19 protein-coding genes are annotated in these 19,059 nt (G+C 56.9%); 4 read left to right on the plus strand and 15 right to left on the minus strand.

The features are described 5' to 3' along the window. Positions 1–40: 40 nt before the first annotated feature. Together QZ534_RS05070 and QZ534_RS05075 are read right to left on the minus strand one after the other, a co-directional pair. Entirely contained in the window at positions 41–1,456 is a 1,416-nt protein-coding gene (locus tag QZ534_RS05070) for a DUF4397 domain-containing protein (RefSeq protein WP_296932100.1), read from the minus strand. Positions 1,457–1,610: 154 nt separating this feature from the next. Continuing rightward, positions 1,611–1,850, minus strand: a complete 240-nt coding sequence (locus QZ534_RS05075) for a DUF2798 domain-containing protein (protein WP_296932103.1) — start codon at positions 1,848–1,850, stop codon at positions 1,611–1,613. A 143-nt stretch (positions 1,851–1,993) separates the two neighbouring features. Between QZ534_RS05075 and QZ534_RS05080 the strand changes: the two genes are divergently transcribed. Then, a complete protein-coding gene (locus QZ534_RS05080; RefSeq protein ID WP_296932105.1) occupies positions 1,994–2,872 on the plus strand; it encodes a DUF6279 family lipoprotein in 879 nt (292 codons plus the stop codon). A 71-nt stretch (positions 2,873–2,943) separates the two neighbouring features. Here the strand turns inward: QZ534_RS05080 and QZ534_RS05085 are convergent, their stop codons facing one another. The 5 genes from QZ534_RS05085 to QZ534_RS05105 all read right to left on the minus strand — a co-directional run bounded on the left by QZ534_RS05085 (position 2,944) and on the right by QZ534_RS05105 (position 7,739). Next, positions 2,944–3,714 carry an SDR family oxidoreductase gene (locus tag QZ534_RS05085; RefSeq protein ID WP_296932108.1) on the minus strand — a complete coding sequence of 257 codons (771 nt, stop codon included), beginning with the start codon at positions 3,712–3,714 and terminating at the stop codon, positions 2,944–2,946. A gap of 17 nt (positions 3,715–3,731) precedes the next feature. Beyond that, positions 3,732–4,421: a histidine phosphatase family protein gene (locus tag QZ534_RS05090; RefSeq protein ID WP_296932111.1), complete on the minus strand. Its 690-nt coding sequence runs from the start codon at positions 4,419–4,421 to the stop codon at positions 3,732–3,734. Further along, the gene (locus QZ534_RS05095; protein WP_296932113.1) at positions 4,421–5,485 is read right to left on the minus strand and encodes a phosphotransferase family protein; all 1,065 of its coding nucleotides are present in this window, start codon (positions 5,483–5,485) and stop codon (positions 4,421–4,423) included. The genes QZ534_RS05090 and QZ534_RS05095 overlap by 1 nt, the downstream gene beginning before the upstream one ends. A gap of 51 nt (positions 5,486–5,536) precedes the next feature. Beyond that, positions 5,537–6,355 carry an SDR family oxidoreductase gene (locus QZ534_RS05100; protein ID WP_136629629.1) on the minus strand — a complete coding sequence of 273 codons (819 nt, stop codon included), beginning with the start codon at positions 6,353–6,355 and terminating at the stop codon, positions 5,537–5,539. Between the two features lie 172 nt (positions 6,356–6,527). Further along, a complete protein-coding gene (locus QZ534_RS05105; protein ID WP_296932117.1) occupies positions 6,528–7,739 on the minus strand; it encodes an acyl-CoA dehydrogenase family protein in 1,212 nt (403 codons plus the stop codon). A gap of 154 nt (positions 7,740–7,893) precedes the next feature. Here QZ534_RS05105 and QZ534_RS05110 point away from each other — a divergent pair, with 154 nt between their 5' ends. Next, positions 7,894–8,787 (plus strand): LysR family transcriptional regulator, encoded by an 894-nt coding sequence (locus QZ534_RS05110; protein ID WP_296932120.1) that lies wholly within the window; start codon positions 7,894–7,896, stop codon positions 8,785–8,787. Between the two features lie 3 nt (positions 8,788–8,790). Here QZ534_RS05110 and QZ534_RS05115 read toward each other — a convergent pair whose 3' ends face one another. After that, entirely contained in the window at positions 8,791–9,147 is a 357-nt protein-coding gene (locus QZ534_RS05115) for a hypothetical protein (protein ID WP_296932123.1), read from the minus strand. 29 nt (positions 9,148–9,176) lie between these two features. Continuing rightward, positions 9,177–9,947: an EAL domain-containing protein gene (locus QZ534_RS05120; protein ID WP_296932125.1), complete on the minus strand. Its 771-nt coding sequence runs from the start codon at positions 9,945–9,947 to the stop codon at positions 9,177–9,179. A gap of 193 nt (positions 9,948–10,140) precedes the next feature. Here QZ534_RS05120 and QZ534_RS05125 point away from each other — a divergent pair, with 193 nt between their 5' ends. Next, positions 10,141–11,295, plus strand: a complete 1,155-nt coding sequence (locus QZ534_RS05125; RefSeq protein WP_296932128.1) for an isocitrate/isopropylmalate dehydrogenase family protein — start codon at positions 10,141–10,143, stop codon at positions 11,293–11,295. Between the two features lie 7 nt (positions 11,296–11,302). Here QZ534_RS05125 and QZ534_RS05130 read toward each other — a convergent pair whose 3' ends face one another. From QZ534_RS05130 to QZ534_RS05140, 3 genes are read right to left on the minus strand one after another with little or no spacing between them, the layout of a single operon-like run. After that, complete coding sequence (locus tag QZ534_RS05130) at positions 11,303–11,875, minus strand: DUF1439 domain-containing protein (protein WP_296932131.1); 573 nt, start codon at positions 11,873–11,875, stop codon at positions 11,303–11,305. Then, a complete protein-coding gene (locus QZ534_RS05135; RefSeq protein ID WP_296932134.1) occupies positions 11,868–12,059 on the minus strand; it encodes a CPXCG motif-containing cysteine-rich protein in 192 nt (63 codons plus the stop codon). The genes QZ534_RS05130 and QZ534_RS05135 overlap by 8 nt, the downstream gene beginning before the upstream one ends. A gap of 9 nt (positions 12,060–12,068) precedes the next feature. Next, positions 12,069–13,295 (minus strand): pyridoxal phosphate-dependent aminotransferase, encoded by a 1,227-nt coding sequence (locus tag QZ534_RS05140; protein WP_064227150.1) that lies wholly within the window; start codon positions 13,293–13,295, stop codon positions 12,069–12,071. Positions 13,296–13,533: 238 nt separating this feature from the next. Here QZ534_RS05140 and QZ534_RS05145 point away from each other — a divergent pair, with 238 nt between their 5' ends. Then, complete coding sequence (locus tag QZ534_RS05145; protein WP_296932137.1) at positions 13,534–14,517, plus strand: D-2-hydroxyacid dehydrogenase; 984 nt, start codon at positions 13,534–13,536, stop codon at positions 14,515–14,517. Between the two features lie 153 nt (positions 14,518–14,670). Here the strand turns inward: QZ534_RS05145 and QZ534_RS05150 are convergent, their stop codons facing one another. The 3 genes from QZ534_RS05150 to acs form a co-directional block, all read right to left on the minus strand. Beyond that, the gene (locus QZ534_RS05150; protein WP_296932139.1) at positions 14,671–15,759 is read right to left on the minus strand and encodes an acyl-CoA desaturase; all 1,089 of its coding nucleotides are present in this window, start codon (positions 15,757–15,759) and stop codon (positions 14,671–14,673) included. A gap of 399 nt (positions 15,760–16,158) precedes the next feature. Next, positions 16,159–16,824 (minus strand): response regulator transcription factor, encoded by a 666-nt coding sequence (locus QZ534_RS05155; RefSeq protein WP_064227147.1) that lies wholly within the window; start codon positions 16,822–16,824, stop codon positions 16,159–16,161. A gap of 44 nt (positions 16,825–16,868) precedes the next feature. Further along, on the minus strand, positions 16,869–18,818 hold the full coding sequence (gene acs, locus QZ534_RS05160; protein WP_296932143.1) for an acetate--CoA ligase: 1,950 nt from the start codon (positions 18,816–18,818) through the stop codon (positions 16,869–16,871). Positions 18,819–19,059: the final 241 nt, after the last annotated feature.

Consider the following 19,059-nt stretch of genomic DNA (forward strand, 5'->3'; position numbering starts at 1 on the left):
GGCCTTGGCCGGGGCTCATTCAAAGCTGTAACAACATGCTTTACTGAGGCTGCCCTACGAAGTCATCGAACAGAATAAGCCCCAACGCTTGTAACGCCGGATCTGCATTATCAGGATCCGCATCCCTCGCAACCACTGTGTACACGCCACCTGCATTCAGCTCAACACCTTCGGCGGTGATCGCCGGTGTGCCTGTACCTGTTGGCGCAATGTAGACGTTATAGGTGCCATCCGCGATCGGCAGATAATCTGTTACGGCTTTGAAGGGCACGTCTGCCAGAGCAGGATCAGCGTTACCGATACCGTCCTGAGTGCCCGGCACCAGATAGATATCGACATTGCCGGCCGCAGTAGACGCGTGAACGATTCTCAAAGAGGCCTGTGTCGCGATGCTGCGAACAGTATCCTCTGCAACCAGCGCTTCGATGTTCTCCAACTGACCAACCGCAAGAACGCTATAGCCTTGGCCGTTGACGAGTGGCAGTGTCTCGTCAATGACAACCTGCCCACCACTGAGAGTGGTTCCAGCGGCAGCGACCCGAACTCGGGTATCGCCGGCCGGAAGAGCAGCATAGCCGTCAAGGAAGGCGAACGGAGAAACACTGCCGAACGGGATGTCAGAGAGTGCCGCCGGACCTGTTTCGCCAACAAAGACATCCACGTTGGGTGCATTGGAAGAGGCATGCACAACGCGCACGCCAGCGTCCTGGCCCACGTCGAAGATTTCGGCAACATCGCTACCGTTCAGCACGACTAAGCTGATCGGGCTTGCATCGCCATTGGCGCCAGTATTGTCAACGGCGCCGACCAGAAGATCAGAACCTGCTGGCAAGCCGATTTGGCCACTGTCATAGACAACAGTATCGGAGCCTGCCGGGGTAACTCGAATCTGATAATCATCTGAGGCAGGAAGCTCCAAGGGCCCTACACTTTCCTTGAAGGAAAAACTAAAGGTAGCTTCGGCAGGAAGCGGATCACCAGAGGCGGTAACGTACACATCCACTGGACCAGCGGCAGCTGTCTGGGCCTCAGGCGACAAATGAACAACCCTCAGGCGCGCGCTGTTGGCATCATCACGGGCGCCATCATCAGTCAGAATCAGAGGTTCAATGGTCTCATCACCAACTTTGCCGACTGCAATCACGTCGTAGCTGGTATCGGAACGCAGCGAAACCCCATCGGCAGAAATCACTGTCACCGTCTCACCGCCCGGCAGCAAGCCATCGACAGCAATATCAGCAAGACCGGCACTGGGTGCCAGAACTGCTGCCTGTTTGTAATCCGCTCCCGGAACGACGACATTACCATTAACCCGTACATTCACCGCAGGTGCATCCGAAGAGGCATGCAGGACTCGGACACTGGTGGTTGCTGGATCATCATCGTCATCCAGCCAACACCCGGACAGCATGACACTGCCCGCCAAAACCATCGGTAAAGCGTATTTTGTATTCATTGTTACAAGTCCCCACTAATGAAGGTTGTTTACCAGGATTTAAGTGGTTCGAACCTGCACAAATTCAGTCCCTGAATCATGCGTGAAATCATTTACGGGGAGGTGGAAAGAACGGATTTGCAGTTTTTTGCATTTAAGCTTACAGGCGTACGCTTTATTCAAATCGACGCATGGTAAACGCCGTCATCCTGCCGGCGAGGGGCGCGATGAAGGTTACCAGAGGGAAGGCAACGGCCCAGGCAACCAGGAAAGCTGGCCCCCAGCGGAAATGAAATTCGCCGTCGATGCCCGTGTTGATAAAGGTGATTACCCCTGACATCAATAAAGACATAATCCCGGACATGTAAAAGCCGAAAATAAGCTGTCGTAGACGTGAAAGTCTCATTTTGCTCATGACTTCTCCTGAAAATGCTCCAGCGCTCCTCGGAGCAGCATCTGAAAGGCGCGATATGTCGTACACTGGTTTTACGTGAAGTTTAAATAGTAATGAGCTTGCAACCTTTTTTCGATAGGGCTTTTTACCAAGACAGGTGAGCCATGGATACTGCCCGATACAGGACACCCGGCTTTCTCAAACCCCTTGTTCTTATTCTGGTCCTGGCGTCTACTCTGGCGGGCTGCAGTTCGACCAAGCTGGCTTATCGATACGCAGATTGGGGCATTGTCTGGTGGGTAGAGGATTACGTGACACTCACGGCCGACCAGAAACAACAGCTCAACCAAGATATCGAGCAACTGCGGCAATGGCATTGCAGCGCCGAGCTGCCCCGCTATCAGGTCTGGCTGGATGAACTCGAGTCTGACGTATCCGACAACCCGCCCGATCAGGCTACCGTCGAATACCATCAGCAGCAGCTTTTCAGCTTCTTCCCCAGTCTTCTGGAACGGGCAACTCCGGTCGCAACAAACCTTCTCTCCAGCCTGAGCGACGAGCAGGTCCGGGAGTTGGCGGACAACATGGCCCAAAGCCAGCGGGAAATGGAGGAAGAGTTTTCGGCCGATTCCCCGGAAGCGACAGCCGAAGCTCGCGCCGAAAGAACCGCAGAGCGGGTCGAGCGTTGGCTGGGGGAGCTGAACAGCAAGCAACGTGACATCGTGCAGCAATGGTCAGCCAATCGTGGCGCCCAGACTGAAATCTGGCTCCAGGGACGCAGGAACTGGCAGCTCGCATTGCTGGAGGTATTGGAAAGAAGAAACGAACCGACATTTGAGTCGGAGCTTGAATACCTGATCATGAATTCAGATCAGGTGCGCGGCGAGGCCTATGAAGCCATGATGGCGGAGAGTCGCGTTGCCATGTCCTCCCTGATGCACGATTTGATCCTGGCGGGTGATGATACAACACTGGCCCATCTCCGGAATCGGGCCGTGGAGCTCAACAGTGACTTTGAAGCACTGACCTGTTCGCCGGCCTGAAAGCCGGAATTCATCAAAAAAGGGGTCAGATGAAGGCTTTCATCTGACCCCTGCCTACCCTCAGATTACCCTCAGACCGTCAGGTAACCACCATCGGCGTTGATGCAAGCACCAGTGGTATAACTGGAAGCATCGGACACCAGGTACAGCACGGTACCCGCCATTTCGCTCGGATCCGCCACCCGCTTCATGGGAATATGGGCCATGGCCTGCTTCTTGATGGCCTCGTTGGTGGTCAGGGCGCTGGCAAATTTGGTATCGGTCAGCCCTGGCAACAGCGCGTTCACGCGAATTTTCTGCTGGCCCAGTTCCATGGCAAAGGATTTGGTCATGGAAATCACGGCGGCCTTGGTGACCGAGTAGATACCCTGGTAGTGGCCCGGGTTCACGCCGTTCACCGACGCCACGTTCACAATGGAACCGCCGCCGCTCTTCTTCATCATTTTCGCGCCTTCGGCACACATGAAGAAATAGCCCCGGATATTCACATCTACGGTTTTGTTGAAGGCGCCCAGGTCCGTCTCTTCAACCGGGCCGAAGTAGGGATTGGCGGCAGCATTATTTACCAGGATGTCCAGCTTGCCGTGGGTCTGCTCAATGTGAGCCCAGATGCTTTCAATCTGATCCATTTCACCGATGTGGCAGGCATAGGCTTCGGCACTGCCGCCGGCATCCCGGATGCTGCTGGCCACAGCCTCGCAGCCGTCAATCTTGCGGCTGCTCACAATCACGTGGGCGCCGTACTCGGCCAGGGTCCGGGCGATGCTCTCGCCGATGCCACGGCTGGCGCCGGTAATCAGGGCAACCTTGCCAGTCAGATCAAACAGGTTGTTGCTGCTCATTCTTTCACCTCAACTCACTATCGGAATGTCACCAGGGCGGGGTCATCCGCTTCCAGGTGGCTGTAGTTATTAAAAACGGCCAGGCTGCGCCGCGGGCCGGAATACAGGACCCGCGAGACGCTGGTGTTGGCAATCACTTCATTCAGGCCTAATGCCCGTGCGTCATCCAGGCCAAGCAGATGCTGGGCAATCACGGAAATCGGTCCGCCGGAGGTCGCCACCAGCACGTCGCCACCATCGGCGTACTCGATCATCTCCTCGAAAGCCGCGAGAACACGAGCTTTGAAGTCGGGCCAGCTTTCCTCGTACTCATGGTCGTACTCGCCCGAAGCCCAGCGATGTACGGCATGCACAAAGGCCTCCTGAAACGCCTTGGCTGGCTTGGGGAATGCTTTAAGATCCCGCGCCATCACGGCGCGGTCACTCCACTCCGGACGATACCGGGCCACCACGGTTGTGTGGTCAAACTCGTTGAAGCCGGGAACCACCTGCATATCGGGCAGCTTGGATCCGTAGCCGGTAGCGATGGCTTCAACGGTTTCGCGGTGGCGCTCGAGATCGCCCCCGAAAATAGCCGCCGGCTCAACCTTGCCGGCCAGCCAGCGGCCAAGCACCCGACCCTGCTCCCAGCCGGTGGCGGAGAGTTGATCATAGTTCTCCTTGCCGAAACTGGCCTGGCCGTGACGAACCAGATAAACCGTCGCCATTACAGGGAGCTCTCCGCAATCAGTCGCTGGCAGCGCTTCTCAAGGTAATTGGCGGCGTGACCAAAGGCGGCGAAACGCTTGTCTTTGGTCTGGCCGTGGTAGTAGCGGTAATAGATCTGCTGAATAATCACCGCCAGCCGGAACAGACCGTAGATCTCGTAAAAGTCGAAGTTGTCGACCTTGAAGCCGGACTGCTCCATATAATATTCGACCACCTCCTTGCGGGTGAGCATGCCCGGCCGATGTGTAGGCTGTCGGCGCAGCATCTGGAACGGGCCTTCATCGTCGGCTTGTATCCAGTAAGCCAGACTGTTACCCAGATCCATCAACGGGTCACCGATGGTGGCCATCTCCCAGTCCAGCACGCCGATGACCTCAAACGGGTTGTCCGGGTTCAGCACCACGTTGTCGAAGCGGAAATCGTTGTGGATCACCACCTGGGCAATGTCGTCCGGCATCTTGTCGTTGAGCCAGCTCATGACTTGCTCAAAGTCACCCACATCGTCGGTGCGGGCCTTGCGGAAACGATCACTCCAGCCACCAATCTGGCGCTGAACGTAGCCCTCGCCCTTGCCCAGCTTATCCAGGCCCGCGGCTTTGGCATCCACACGGTGAAGATCGACCAGCTTGTCGATCACGTTCAGGCAAAGCTTGCGGGTATCCGCTTCACTGAGTTCAAAGTCCTTCGGAAAATCCTGGCGCAGGATGATGCCCTTTAGCCGTTCCATCACATAGAAATCACAGCCCAGAACGTCGTGGTCATCGCAGATGGCAATGATGTTGGGCACATAGGGATAGACCGGCTTGAGCGCCCGCATAACCTTCGCCTCGCGCAGCATGTCGTGGGCTGACTTGGCGATCTTGCCGAACGGCGGCCGGCGCAGAACATAAGAGCGATCACCGTAATCCACCTGGTAGGTCAGGTTGGAGGCGCCACCCGGATATTGACGAATCTCCGGCTCGCCTTGCAGATCCGGGATTGCCTGTTTCATGAACCGGTCAACGGCACCGGTGTCCAGCTCTTCACCTTCCCGGATGTCCACGGCCTGGTCTATCTGGGTCATTCAGGACTCTCCTTTTGAATCTTCAGTTTCAGACAGTTCGAGACAACGCCGTCAGGCTTTACTGCCACCCATCTTGCTCATCCAGCGCTTGCTTTCCTGATGCATCAGCCAGTCAAAGGCCTTGGGCGCATGGCGTTTGAGCATCCACATGCGGCGTTCCTTGGCGTGCGGCAGTACCCAGAAGCTCTTGTTGTTCACCGACCGGAAAATATCCTCGGCCACATCCTCGGCGGTTACCGTGGAGCGCTTCATCAGCTTGTTCACGTTCTGCTGAATGCCGGGAATGTCTGAACGCATGCTGCTGGTCAGATTGGTCTGGAAAAACGCCGGGCACACGCAGCTCACATGAATACCGGCATCCCGAAGCTCCTGGCTCAGGGTCTCGGACAGGGCGATCACGCCAGCCTTGGTAACATTGTAGCTATCCATCAACGGCGCCAGCATCAACCCGGCCATGGAAGCCACGTTTACAAACGCCCCGGAGCCCTGCTGCTTGAACTGTGGCGTGAACGCCTTGCAGCCGCGAACCACACCCAGCACGTTTATATCGAGAATCCACTCCCAATCCGCCATGGTGGTATCTTCAATGGAACCGGCAGAGGCAACGCCGGCGTTGTTCACCACCACATCAACGCCACCCCATTTCTTCACCAGATCATCGCGGACCTTTTCGAAATCGGTCAGGCGTCGAACATCGCACTCGACGTAATAGCCTTCGCCTCCGGCCGCATTAATCTCTTTCTCAACACCAACGCCCTGCTCCGGATTGATGTCGCCGATGCAGACCTTGGCGCCTTCTTTGGCGTACCGTAATGCAATCGCCCGGCCGAGACCGCTAGCTCCGCCGGTTATGAATACTCTCTGTGTCATGGTGATTCCCGTTCTGTCGTATTTTTTATCAGCGTAACTCACACGTATACGTGAGTGGGCGGGGCTGGCCTTCTGAAACTGTGCGGAGCCATGGATGGCGTAGCCAAGCGTACATGGACGTATTCACAGCGTGTTTCAGAAGGGCAGCCCCGCCCGCTCCGCCACCGAGCTATCAGTTCTTGTACTTTCGCAATTCAAGACGAGCCACCATAGCCCGATGCACCTCATCAGGCCCATCGGCCAGACGCAAGACACGAGCATAGGCGAACAATTGCGTCAGCGGGAAGTCGTCATCACTGACCCCGGCACCACCGTGAATCTGAATGGCCTGATCCACAATTGTCTGCAGCATGGACGGAATCACCGCCTTGATCATCGAGACCTCCTGAAGCGCCCCCATGATGCCCTTGGTATCCAGCGCCCAGGCGCATTTCAGAGTCAACAGCCGCGCCTGCTCAATGGCCATCCGTGCGTTGGCAATGATGTCCGGATTGCCGCCAAGCTTGGCGATCGGCTTGCCGAAGGCCTCACGGGTGGTGGCACGCTTGATCAGAATCTCCAGGGTGCGCTCCGCTGCGCCAATCGCCCGCATGCAGTGGTGCACGCGCCCCGGCCCCAGTCGGCCCTGGGCAATTTCGAACCCGCGGCCCGGGCCGGCGATGAATGCGCTATTGGGCAGCCGGACGTTGTCGAACAGCACTTCGCCATGGCCATAAGGCTCATCGTATTCGCCGAATACCGGCAGCATGCGCTCGATCTTGACGCCCGGGGTGTCCAGCGGGACCAGCACCATGGAATGACGGCGATGCTTGTGGGCGTCCGGGTCGGTCAGCCCCATGAAGATGGCAACCCTGCAATCGGGGTGCCCGATACCCGTGCTCCACCACTTGCGGCCGTTCAGAACCACTTCGTCGCCTTCGACTACGGCGGTGGCTTCCATGTTGGTGGCATCGGAAGAGGCAACCGCCGGCTCGGTCATGCAGAACGCCGAGCGGATCTCACCACTGAGCAGCCGAGGTAGCCACTCGGCTTTCTGCTCTTCCGAACCGTAGTGGATCAGCACCTCCATGTTGCCCGTATCTGGAGCGTTGCAGTTGAAGATCTCCGGCGCGATAAAGCTGCGGCCGGTTTCCTCGGCAATCAGGGCGTAATCGGAGTTGAGCAGGCCACAGCCGTATTTGTCGTCCGGAAAGAACATGTTCCAGAGGCCCTGGGCTTTCGCTTTTTCCTTCAACTCACGGATGATCGGCAGCACAACCCATCGGTTGTCCAGGGAGGCAAGCTCCTTGTGGTACTGCTCTTCAATGGGAAAAATCTCATCCTTCATGAACTGCTTCACGCGGTTGAGATAATCCTGCCCTTTCTCGGAAATATTGAAATCCATCGCCGTATCCTCGCAGACGGGTGCACGATCGCATGCACGGAATAATCACGTTGGAACCAGTTTAGGGATCACTTAACTATTACGCGACTGAATTATTCTTATCGTTTATTATTAGCCAAACTTATTCCAAACTCCTGAAGAATGGATCCCGCTCATGGCCCTCAATCGACTGGACTTGAACCTGCTGCACGTCTTCGACACCATCTACCGGGAGGGGAGCCTGACCCGTGCAGCCAGGGCACTGCACCTGACCCAGCCGGCCGTCAGTCATTCACTGTCCAGGCTGAGGGATCATTTTGATGACCCGCTGTTTACCCGCCAGGGCAATCAGATGGTGCCAACCCCCCTGGCACGGCGGTTCCTGGAATCCATGCGGCCAGGCCTTACACAGATCCAGGGGGCCGTAAACCAGTTCCATGCCTTTGATCCAGCGACTCAGCGCAAAACCTATTCGCTCGGATTACGCGACATCCTGGAATCCACTTTCCTGCCCCGCCTGATGAAACGCCTGGATGCCTATCCGGAACTGGAGATTGTCAGCCAGCGGATCGCACGGCGGGACATGGAGACGCAACTGGCAGCAGGCAAACTGGATTTTGCAGTGGATGTGCTGTTGCCGGTCAGCAACCAGACCTCCCATGAACTACTGCGGCGTGACCGCCTGGTGGTGTTGGCCCGAAAGGATCACCGGCTGACAGAGGCGGCTCTGGACATGGAAGGATACCTGTCCGCAAAGCACGTACTGGTGTCGTCACGGAGCGAAGGTCCCGGAATCGAGGATTTTGAGCTATCAAGGCTGGGAGTACAGCGCAACATCCGGCTAAGGTGCCAGCATTACTACGCCGCTTGCCGAGTGGTGGAGGAAACCGATCTTCTACTGACCATGCCGGAGGCCTATGCCCGCATTATTGCCGAGCGGGCCAACATCCGGATCATGGACCCGCCGGCGGACCTGCCTTCCATAGACGTGCACCTTTATTGGCACAAGGCCTATGAGAGAGAGCCGGCACTGATCTGGTTCCGTCAGCAATTGAAGGCGATCAGTTGAGGGTCAGTAAGCCCCAACAAGCATCAGAAAACCGAAAAACCCGATAGCCGTAAGGCCCAGGGAGGCCAAAACAATGCCGAGCCCCCACCAGACGGCGGCGCCATCGGATATGTCCACACCATGGCCCCGGAGGGTTCGGTAGAAGGCCCAGGGGCCCAGGACAAACGCACCGACTACCGCGAAAACCAGCCCGACGCTGATACCGGCGAAGGTCCAGGTAGCCAGAACCATGGCGCGGTCTTTGACCTGATCGGTCACGCCATGGTGCTCGAGAAATTTCTTACAGAAAAACCAGATCAGGGCGAACAGGATGATGACAAAAACCAGCCCGCCCACAATGGTAATCATTCGGTATAGCAAGATGTCGTTCCTGTCAGTTCAAAGGCGGTTTATGCCGGGAACTCTGGCTCCGGAAGGCATTCAAAGCCCGGTTTGGCAAACAGGTAGCCCTGGTAAAAATTGATTCCCTGGGAGCGCAACCAGAAGTACTCCTCTTTGGTTTCAACGCCCTCCGCGATGATGTCGCCGCCAAGTTGCTTCATCATGGTGATGATCCCCGCCACCACTGCCTGCTTGTTTGGTTCTTCATGTACATTACGAACCAGCGCCATATCCAGTTTAAGCAGATTTGGCGGACTCGCCATCATGATGTTATAGCGCGAAAAGCCAGCGCCAAAGTCATCAATGGCGGTGCTGAACCCCATCTCCTTGTACGCCTCGATAATGGACACAAGATGATCGACAGAGGTGGAATTCAGCGCCTCATCTTCGGTCAGCTCGAAGATGATCTTGCGGGTATCGAATTCGTAGGTCTTGGCCGCCGCAAGGGTGGTACGAATACAGTACTCCGCCCGGTAAACAGCATTGGGCATGAAGTTGATGCTAAGCATGGACTCCATTTTCAGTCGAGCGGCAAGCTTGACAGCCTTGACCCTGCAAACCTGATCGAATGCATAGCGATTCCGCTCATTCACCTTAGAGAGAACACTCATTGCTCCCTCGCCCCCGGTGCCCCTTACCAGCGCTTCGTAGGCGAAAACGGATTTGTTAAGAACGTCGACAATGGGCTGGAATGCAAAGGTAAAGGAGAAATCCAACCCTTCGCCACAAGCACACTGCTCACAATGGGACTCATCAAACAATACTGCGGGTTGGCTCACTTCAACTCCTGACTGCACTACTGGCGGTGTTGCTTTGTTTATAAGACATATTTTTTATCCAATATAGCTGCGAACCCCTCCCTGGTAAAACCACTTTATAGTTAAAGCATGTCAAACGGTGGCATCCCCGGTTTACATGACTAAACTGGAGTTTGTCGTTTATACGTGTCTGTCCACAAAAGGAGTTTTCCTGATGGCCCAATCTACCCGTATCGCTGTAACCCCGGGCGACGGCATAGGCCCCGAAGTGGTGGCCGAAGCTGTGCGCTGCCTGGAAACCCTGCGCGCCAAACACGGCCTGGACCTTGAGTGGACACGATTCCCCTGGCCCTCCCACGCCTGGCATGAGGAGCATGGAGAATCCATGCCGGCGGATGCCCTGGCGCAATTACAGAAATACGATGCCATTCTGTTGGGCGCCCTGGGCGACCCGGGCCCCATGGACGATCCGGACCGCTATCTGCTGCCAGACAGCATTTCGTTGGCGCCACTGTTGGACATGCGCAAGGGGTTCGACCAGTGGGTCTGCGAGCGTCCGGCCCGGCTACTCCCTGGTGCCCGCCAGTACCTGGCCGATGAGCGCGCGAAAGACATCGACATGCTGGTGATTCGGGAAAATTCCGAGGGTGAGTACGTCAGCCAGGGCGGTCGGTTGCGCAAGGGCACGCCGGACGAAGTCGCCACCCAGATGGAGGTGTTCACTCGCAAGGCCACCGACCGGATCATCCGTTACGGGTTTGAGCAAGCCAGACACCGCGCGGCAGACCGGGTAAAGGAAGGCCGGACGCGGACATTCCGGACACTGGATGGCCGGACCTGCGAAAGCCAGGTTTGCCTGGTCACCAAGCGCAATGCCTTGCGCTACTGGGGCGACATGTACACCGAGGCTTTTGAAGAGATCAGCAAGGAGTACCCGGATGTGGCCACGCACCATGAGTTGGTGGACGCGGCCTGCATGAAGTTCGTGCAGAGCCCCTGGGCCTTTGATGTGGTGGTAGCCAGCAACCTGCAAGGCGACATTCTGACGGACCTGGCCGCCGTGCTGTCAGGGGGCATGGGGGTTGCGCCTTCCTGCAACCTGAACCCCACCGACCCGGACATGCCGTCCATGTTCGAACCCACCCACGGCAGCGCTCCGGATATTGCCGGACAGGGCCTGGCGGACCCCACAGCCATGCTCTTCACCGCGGCCCGCATGCTCGAATGGCTGGGGCGCAAAGACCCTGCGATTGCTGCCGCCGGCAAGGAACTGTTTGATGCAGTGGCTGCAGATCTTGCCGAAAATTCCGGTAGCCGGCGAGGCACCCACGAAATCGGCTCTGCGATCTGCAGGAGGCTGTCTCAATAAATCCGGGTTACTGGTCGGCCATGACGAACTCAAGCCGGCCAGGCGCCACCCTCACATCCACGGGCATCATGCCGAACATACGCTGGGCGAAGTCGGTTTCGTCCAGCCGGTAAACCGGCATGGTCTCCAGCATCTGGGCCACAAGCCGCATCACCGTATCGGTTACCGGCTTGAGATCCCCTTTCAAGAAGGGGGAATCAATACTGCTTTCCAGAAGCTGCAACCGTCTTATAAAAATGGCCTTCTCTGAGCTGTCGTATACCGGAGCTCCCTCGACCTTCAATGCGATATCCACGGGCAGCTTAGCCATTAATGCATTCAGGGCCACCTGGCCCCGCACGTCAATCACTGCCACGTCCCGGCCATCAGGCCCCAGGGTAATGTCAGCGTCGTCGAGACTCAGGCTCAGCGGTGAACCGCTATTCAACTGGTTACGATCAAATTCACTCACTACATCCTGAAGGTGCCTCTCCAGCTCACCTTCGGAAATCGAATAGGGTGACAGGCTGGCACAGCCGCTGGCGAGCACCAGCATCAGGACCATGAGCACCCGGAAGATGTACAGCGGCGCTTTATTCATTTTCAGCCCGGGCCTCTACTTGAGGCGTCAGATTGTCGTCAAAAACCACATGTAACAGGATGGGCCTGCAGCAAACCTGGCAATCCTCGACATACTCCTGTTCCCGCACTGACGGGTCGACGCTGATATCCAGCGTCTCCCAGCAGTACGGGCACTGAATCAATACCGAGTCCAGGGCTGACATGGCATCACCTCAGAACTGTTGTTTGGCCATCCACGGGATAACGCGATCAAACGCCTCTTCGAGCTTCTCGCAGGTGGTGGAAAAACTGATCCTGACGGCATTGGTACAGCCTTCGCCGAAGGCATCACCGGGCACCATGCAGACGCCCGTTTCTTTCAGCATCCGCAGGGCCAGATCCGAGCCATCCACATGAGGCGGAAGGTCTGGAAACGCAAAAAACGCACCGCCCGGCTTATAGCCGGTCATGTAGGGGGTCTGGTCAACCAGCTCGACCACCTTGTCGCGACGTTCGCGATATATATCAACCATATCGCGAACGCATTGCTGATCGCCCGTGAGCGCGGCCACACCGGCAAACTGGGACGGCGTGTTGGCCACCGACGTGGTGAACATGTGGTAGCGCCGCAGCGATTTGATAGCCGCCTGACTGGAGATCACCCAGCCTACCCGCAGCCCTGCCATGCTGTAGGTTTTGGAAAAGCTGCTGATGCACATGATGTTGTCCAGGTCCATCGAGCAGTTCAGTACGCTGGCAAAGTCGTCATCATCGAAGATCAGGTGATCGTAGACTTCGTCCGCATACACCTGGATGCCCCGGTAGGCGCACTCCTCAAGGATGGTTTCAACGGTGCTGCGCGGGTAAACCGCCCCGGTCGGGTTGTTGGGGTTGTTCAGGATCAGCGCAAAGGTGCGAGGCCCCATGGCCCGGATCACTTCATCCGGATCCAGCTGGTGATTGTTTTCCGCCCGGGTCTGGACGAATTTCACCTCACCGCCATTCATTCGGATCAGGGGCGCATAGAGCAGGAACGACGGATCCGTCACGATAAACTGCCGACCCGGTGCAGAGGTGGCGGAAATCGCCAGGTACATAGCCTCTGTGGCGCCACTGGTAATCAAGATGTTGTCGCGGGTCAGTTTCCGGTTGTACCGCTTGCCGTAGTAATCGCGCAGGGCCACCAGCAATTCCGGCAGCCCGGCATCCATGGTGTAGCCGGTCTGCCCGGCGTTGAGCGCATCAATGTAGGCATCAATCACGTGCTTGGGAGTCGGCAGATCCGGCTGACCGATGGAAAGATGAATAACATCCTTCATGGTGGCCGCCATATTCACCATGCGCCGGATGCCAGGCACCGGGATGGCCTGCATGGCAGGGTTCCAACTGGCCTTGGTCTTGCGGTACTTCACACGACGCGGTTTGGTCTGGCCAGTCTCTTTGTTGGCGGCTTCTGCCATAAACACCTCCTGCAAACGGGGCAAATAGAATCCACTCCTGCAGGTTAGTCAGTATGTAAGGCCTCTACAAGACAAAACGTGATAAAGATGATGTAGGTGAAAGTACCGCCATCACCGCCGTCAGAGCAAAATCTCTTGCCCGGCAAGTTGACCCGACAGTACCTGCCTACCAGACTGTAAATACCCGCATGGGCGATCATCAGTTACACACTCATTCATCAAAGAAGGCGGAGGCTCAATGACTCAGCACAGCAAACCTGTTGTTACCGTTCTCACCGCACCGGGCGAGCAGGAACCGCCGGGAATGGACGCAGTCAGGGCCCGCGCCGACGTGCGCTTCGCCTGTGACGAGCCGACCCTTCGCGACACCCTGCCCGGCACCGACATCATGATGGTGACGGACTTTCGCACGGAGGCCCTGGCGGCCGCCTGGCACACGGCAGACAAGCTGAAATGGATCCACGCCACCAGTGCCGGCGTGGATGCGCTGATGTTCCCCGATCTGATCAAGGACGATGTCACCGTCACCAATGCCCGCGGCATTTTCGACCGCACCATTGCCGAGTACGTGCTCTGCACCATCCTGATGTTCGCCAAGGATTTCCCGAACTCCATCCGGTTGCAGATGAGGCACCAGTGGAAACATCGGGATACCGAGCGGGCTGAGGGCAAGCAGGTGCTGGTTGTCGGAGCCGGCTCCATCGGCCGCCAGATTGGTCGCCTGGTGGGCGCTGCGGGATTGAAGGCACATGGCATTGCCCGCAAACCGAGAAAAGAGGATCCGGATTTCGTCGCCGTGCACGGCAATGACGACCTTTACGAGCAGCTGGGGCATGCCGACTTCGTGGTAATTGCAGCACCCCTGACACCCCAGACCGAGGGCCTGTTTGACGAGAAAGCCTTCAAGGCCATGAAAAAGTCCGCCCGACTGATCAACATTGGCCGCGGCCCGATCGTCAAAACCGATGATCTGATAACAGCCCTGAAAAGTGGCGAAATCGCCGGCGCCGGCCTCGATGTCTTCGAAGAGGAACCCCTGGCAGAAGATCATCCGCTGTGGGACATGGAGAACGTCACCATGACCGCCCATATGGCCGGCGACTTCATCGGCTGGAAACGGGCCCTGACCGACCAGTTCCTGGAGAACTTCGACCGCTGGCACAAAGGCGAGGAACTGTTCAACCTGGTGGACAAGGAACTGGGGTACGCCGGGAGCAAGTAAGAGCGCTCATTCGAGCTCCGGAGCGAGCGTCGGGACGGGTTTCCAAAACGCGCTGTGAATACCTCCCTGTACGCTCGGCTCCGCCCCTGCCTCCTCCGGGATAACGTCAACCGTAGGTCGGATTAGCCAAAGGCGTAATCCGACAACGCTTCTCTAAACACGACCACTGGCAGAAAACCGCCTCTGCAAAGGCAACAAATCGAACACCCTTTCCGGGTTATTCGGGTCCACCAGCTCCGTCGGTGACTTGTAAACCCGAGGCGTACTGTACAGCAACTTCAGAGCAGTACCATGCGGCATGGCCACATACCGCTCGCCATAATTTTCCTCCAGCCACTCCCGCACCCGCGGCGCCATGTTGTGCCCCATTTTAGGAAAGAAATGGTGCTCCACGTGATGACTGAACCGGAAATGCAGTCGGTCCAGCAGCGGGTGGCTGCGCAGGCTCATGGAGTTATCCAGCGGGTTGTTGGTCGCCGTCTGCGGCCGCAGGAAATGATTGGTGAGGATATAACCCTGCCCCAGAGCGTTGGCGGCCATAAATGGAATTAACACCGTAAACACCGCCAGCGGTCCCGACACGACTGCCAGCACCGTCCACGCCGCCACACAGGCGAAAGATTGGCGAATGGCCTTGCGTCGATCAAACCCTTTGAACTGCTTTCGCCGCTTGGCCTGGAACCAGAGCACCAACTGGGCGTGAAAAGTGAAGGAATAAGTCAGAAACAGGTAGCTGTACCAGCTCCCTGAACCGGGCGCCAGCTTGGTGAACTTCTTCTGCTTCGGGTCCGCCTTGTAGCGACGAAGGGTTCCAAAACTGTCCGGGTCCACATCGCCAGCATTGGTATTGCCGTGATGAACCACATTATGCCAACGGCGCCAGAACTCAGGCGGCACGATCAAAGGCCCAAACCCCAGCCAACCAAAAAAGTTCTGCCAACGCCGGCTCATCCCCAGCGCCCCATGCAACACCTCATGGGCCAACAACGCCTGGCACCCGATAGTATGCCCCACCAGCAGACCAAGCCCCAGATTGGCATACCAGGGCAGCCCCGCCAGCAGAATGGCGGCAATGCCTCCCCAGATAATCAACTGCAACGGCAGAAACCAGACGACCCTCCAGGTTTGCGGCCTGAAAGTATCCGCCGGCAGTTCCTTTTTCATTCTATCCCTGAGCTCCCGCTCGTCTGGCTTGCCAAAACCGGTCTGGCCCAGAGAGTCGGGGTGTACGGCAGCGTTCATTTTTCACCTTTGGTTAATCAATTAAATCCAGTCAGGAAAATATATCTCAGAGTACAACTGTGCGCTGAATTTAACTGACAAAAACTACTATGGCAATGCCTGCAATAGGAAACATAGAGAGAGATGACAAAAACTGGAACACTCGTACCGCGTTTATCAAGGAGGCAAGTCGTTCTGAGAATTTGGAGTGCCGGATGGATAGGGCCTCCACAGGATGTCTTTGGCCATGGATGGCCAAAGCCAAGCGCACAGGGATGTGCTCGTAGCGGTCCTGTGGAGGCCCTATCCATTCGGCACCGCGCCCAAGGAAGAAGACTGGGAAACCAACAGAAATACCAGAAACAAAAACGGGAGCCCGAAGGCTCCCGCTAACTATTCACTAAAACCAGTAAAACCAGATCAACTACCAGACAACGACTGATCCGAAGGATCGATCTCCATCTGCTGAATCGCAATCACCGCCTGGGTCCGATTCCGAACCCCAAGCTTCCGGAACACCGCCGTAATATGCGCTTTGATGGTCGCCTCGGAAACATCCAGATCATACGCGATCTGCTTGTTCAGAAGCCCCTCGGCCAACATACCCAGCACCCGGAACTGTTGCGGAGTCAGCGACGCCAGCTTTTCAGAGAAATCGGTGGCATCTGAATGCATGCGCTCGATCTTGTCCGCCACACCCTCGGGCAACCAGACATCCCCTTCCAGGACAGCCTGAATCGCCTCGGTAATGGTCGGCAACGGCGCCGACTTCGGAATGAAGCCTGACGCGCCGTAGTCGATCGAGCGACGCATCACCTGCAATTCCTCGGATCCTGACACAACCACCACCGGCAGCCCCGGGTACTGCCCGCGCATAAACACGAGCCCCGAGAAGCCGTGGGCACCCGGCATATTGAGATCCAGCAGAACCAGATCCGCATCCGGGTGCGACTCTACCGCCGCCTGCAGCGCCTTGATGCTGTCGACTTCCACCGTCTCGGCATCGGGCACCGCCTGACTGACCGCCTGCTTCAATGCTGCGCGAAACAGCGGGTGATCATCAGCGACGATAATTGTTTGTGCCATTCAACAGATTCCTTACAGGTACGTGGCCTGGTAACACACAGGCGTTACTGGTTCGCACGACCGCTGATCAGGTCATCGACTACACCAGGATCTGCCAGCGTAGACGTATCACCCAACTGGTCGTGCTCGTTAGAGGCAATCTTACGCAAAATCCGGCGCATAATCTTGCCAGAACGGGTTTTGGGCAGTCCAGGCGCCCACTGGATCACATCCGGGGAGGCAATCGGACCGATCTCCTTGCGCACCCACTGCACCAGTTCCTTCTTCAGCTCGTCAGAGGGCTCCTCGCCATGAACCAGGGTAACGTAGACATAGATGCCCTGCCCCTTGATTTCATGGGGATAGCCAACAACAGCCGCTTCGGCGACTTTATCATGGGCAACGAGCGCGCTCTCCACTTCCGCGGTACCCAGACGGTGACCGGACACGTTCAGGACGTCATCCACGCGGCCGGTGATCCAATAGTAGCCGTCCTCATCACGACGGGCGCCGTCACCGGTGAAGTACATGCCTTTGTAAGTGCTGAAATAGGTCTGGGCGAAGCGCTCATGATCACCATAGATTGTGCGCATCTGGCCAGGCCAGCTATCCAGGATAACCAGGTTACCCTCAGTCTTGCCTTCGAGGATATTGCCGTCGTTATCCACCAGTGCCGGCTGGACACCAAAGAACGGAACGGTTGCGGAGCCCGGCTTCAGATCAATAGCGCCCGGCAGCGGAGAGATGAGGATGCCGCCGGTCTCGGTCTGCCACCAGGTGTCCACGATGGGGCACTTGCTGTTGCCGATAACCCGGTGGTACCACTCCCAGGCTTCCGGGTTGATGGGTTCGCCCACGGAGCCCAGCAGCTTCAGGCTTTCACGGGTGGTGCCGTTCATGCAGGACTCGCCTTCCGCCATCAGGGCACGGATTGCGGTCGGAGCGGTGTACAGGATATTCACCTTGTGCTTGTCGACCACCTGCCCCATGCGGGAGCTGTCCGGGTAGTTCGGCACGCCCTCGAACAGAACGGTTACGGCACCGTTGGCGAGCGGACCATACAGGATGTAACTGTGGCCGGTGACCCAGCCAAAGTCCGCAGTACACCAGTAAACATCGCCATCGTGGTAATCAAAGACGTACTCGTGGGTCATGGACGTATAGACCATGTAACCGCCGGTAGTGTGGAGAACCCCTTTCGGCGCGCCGGTGGAACCAGAGGTATACAGCATGAACAGCGGATCCTCCGCATTCATGGGCTCCGGCGGACAGTCTGAAGACGCCGACTTCATCAGGTCCTCATAACGCTCGTCACGGGCATCATTCCAGGGCACCTCGGAATTGCCGGTGCGGGTAACAACCACGACTTTCTCGACATGGGCAGCGTCTTCGTTTTTCAGCGCTGCATCCACGTTCTTTTTCAACGGAATCTTGCGGCCACCACGGACACCTTCATCCGCGGTGACCACAAAGCGGGACTTGCCGTTCACAATCCGCGCACCCAGGGCTTCCGGAGAGAAACCACCGAAAACAACAGAGTGAATCGCGCCGATACGGGCACAGGCCAGCATGGCGACGGCGGTCTCTACAATCATCGGCATGTAGATAGTAACAACATCACCCTTTTTAACGCCCAGCCCTTTCAGGACGTTGGCGAACTTGCTGGTCTCCTCGTGCAGTTCGCGATAGGTCACATTGCGTGAATCGGCAGGATCATCACCTTCAAAGATAATGGCTGTCTGGTCGCCGCGCTTTTCCAGATGACGGTCCAGGCAGTTGGCAGAGGCGTTCAGCTGGCCATCTTCGAACCACTTGATGGACAGGTTGTTGTAATCGTAGCTCGTGTTTTTCACCTTGGTGTAGGGCTTGATCCACTCAAGGCGCTTGCCGTGCTCACCCCAGAAGGTATCCGGGTCTTCAACTGACTGACGATACATTTTTTCATACTGTTCCCGGTTCAGAAGGGCCTGTTTGGCCACTTCCGGGCTTACCGGATATACCTGTTTATCAGTCATTGTGCTCCCCCTTTAGTCAGAGTCTGTTGTCATTGTCGGTTTTGGAATTCAGACGTTGAGGCCTCTCCGGCCCTGTAGACGGATAGTGGTAGTTCACCATGCTAGCCACTACACAATGAATTAGACTAACGTCCTAATCCGCCTGAACTTTTAGCCCAAAAAGGTCGATAACCCGCAAGAAAACAACGGTAAATTGCGTCGAACGAGAAGCTTTCTAAAGGATAGTTGGATTGGAGCCGAT

It is taken from the genome of uncultured Marinobacter sp. (assembly GCF_913055835.1).
GTDB lineage: Bacteria > Pseudomonadota > Gammaproteobacteria > Pseudomonadales > Oleiphilaceae > Marinobacter.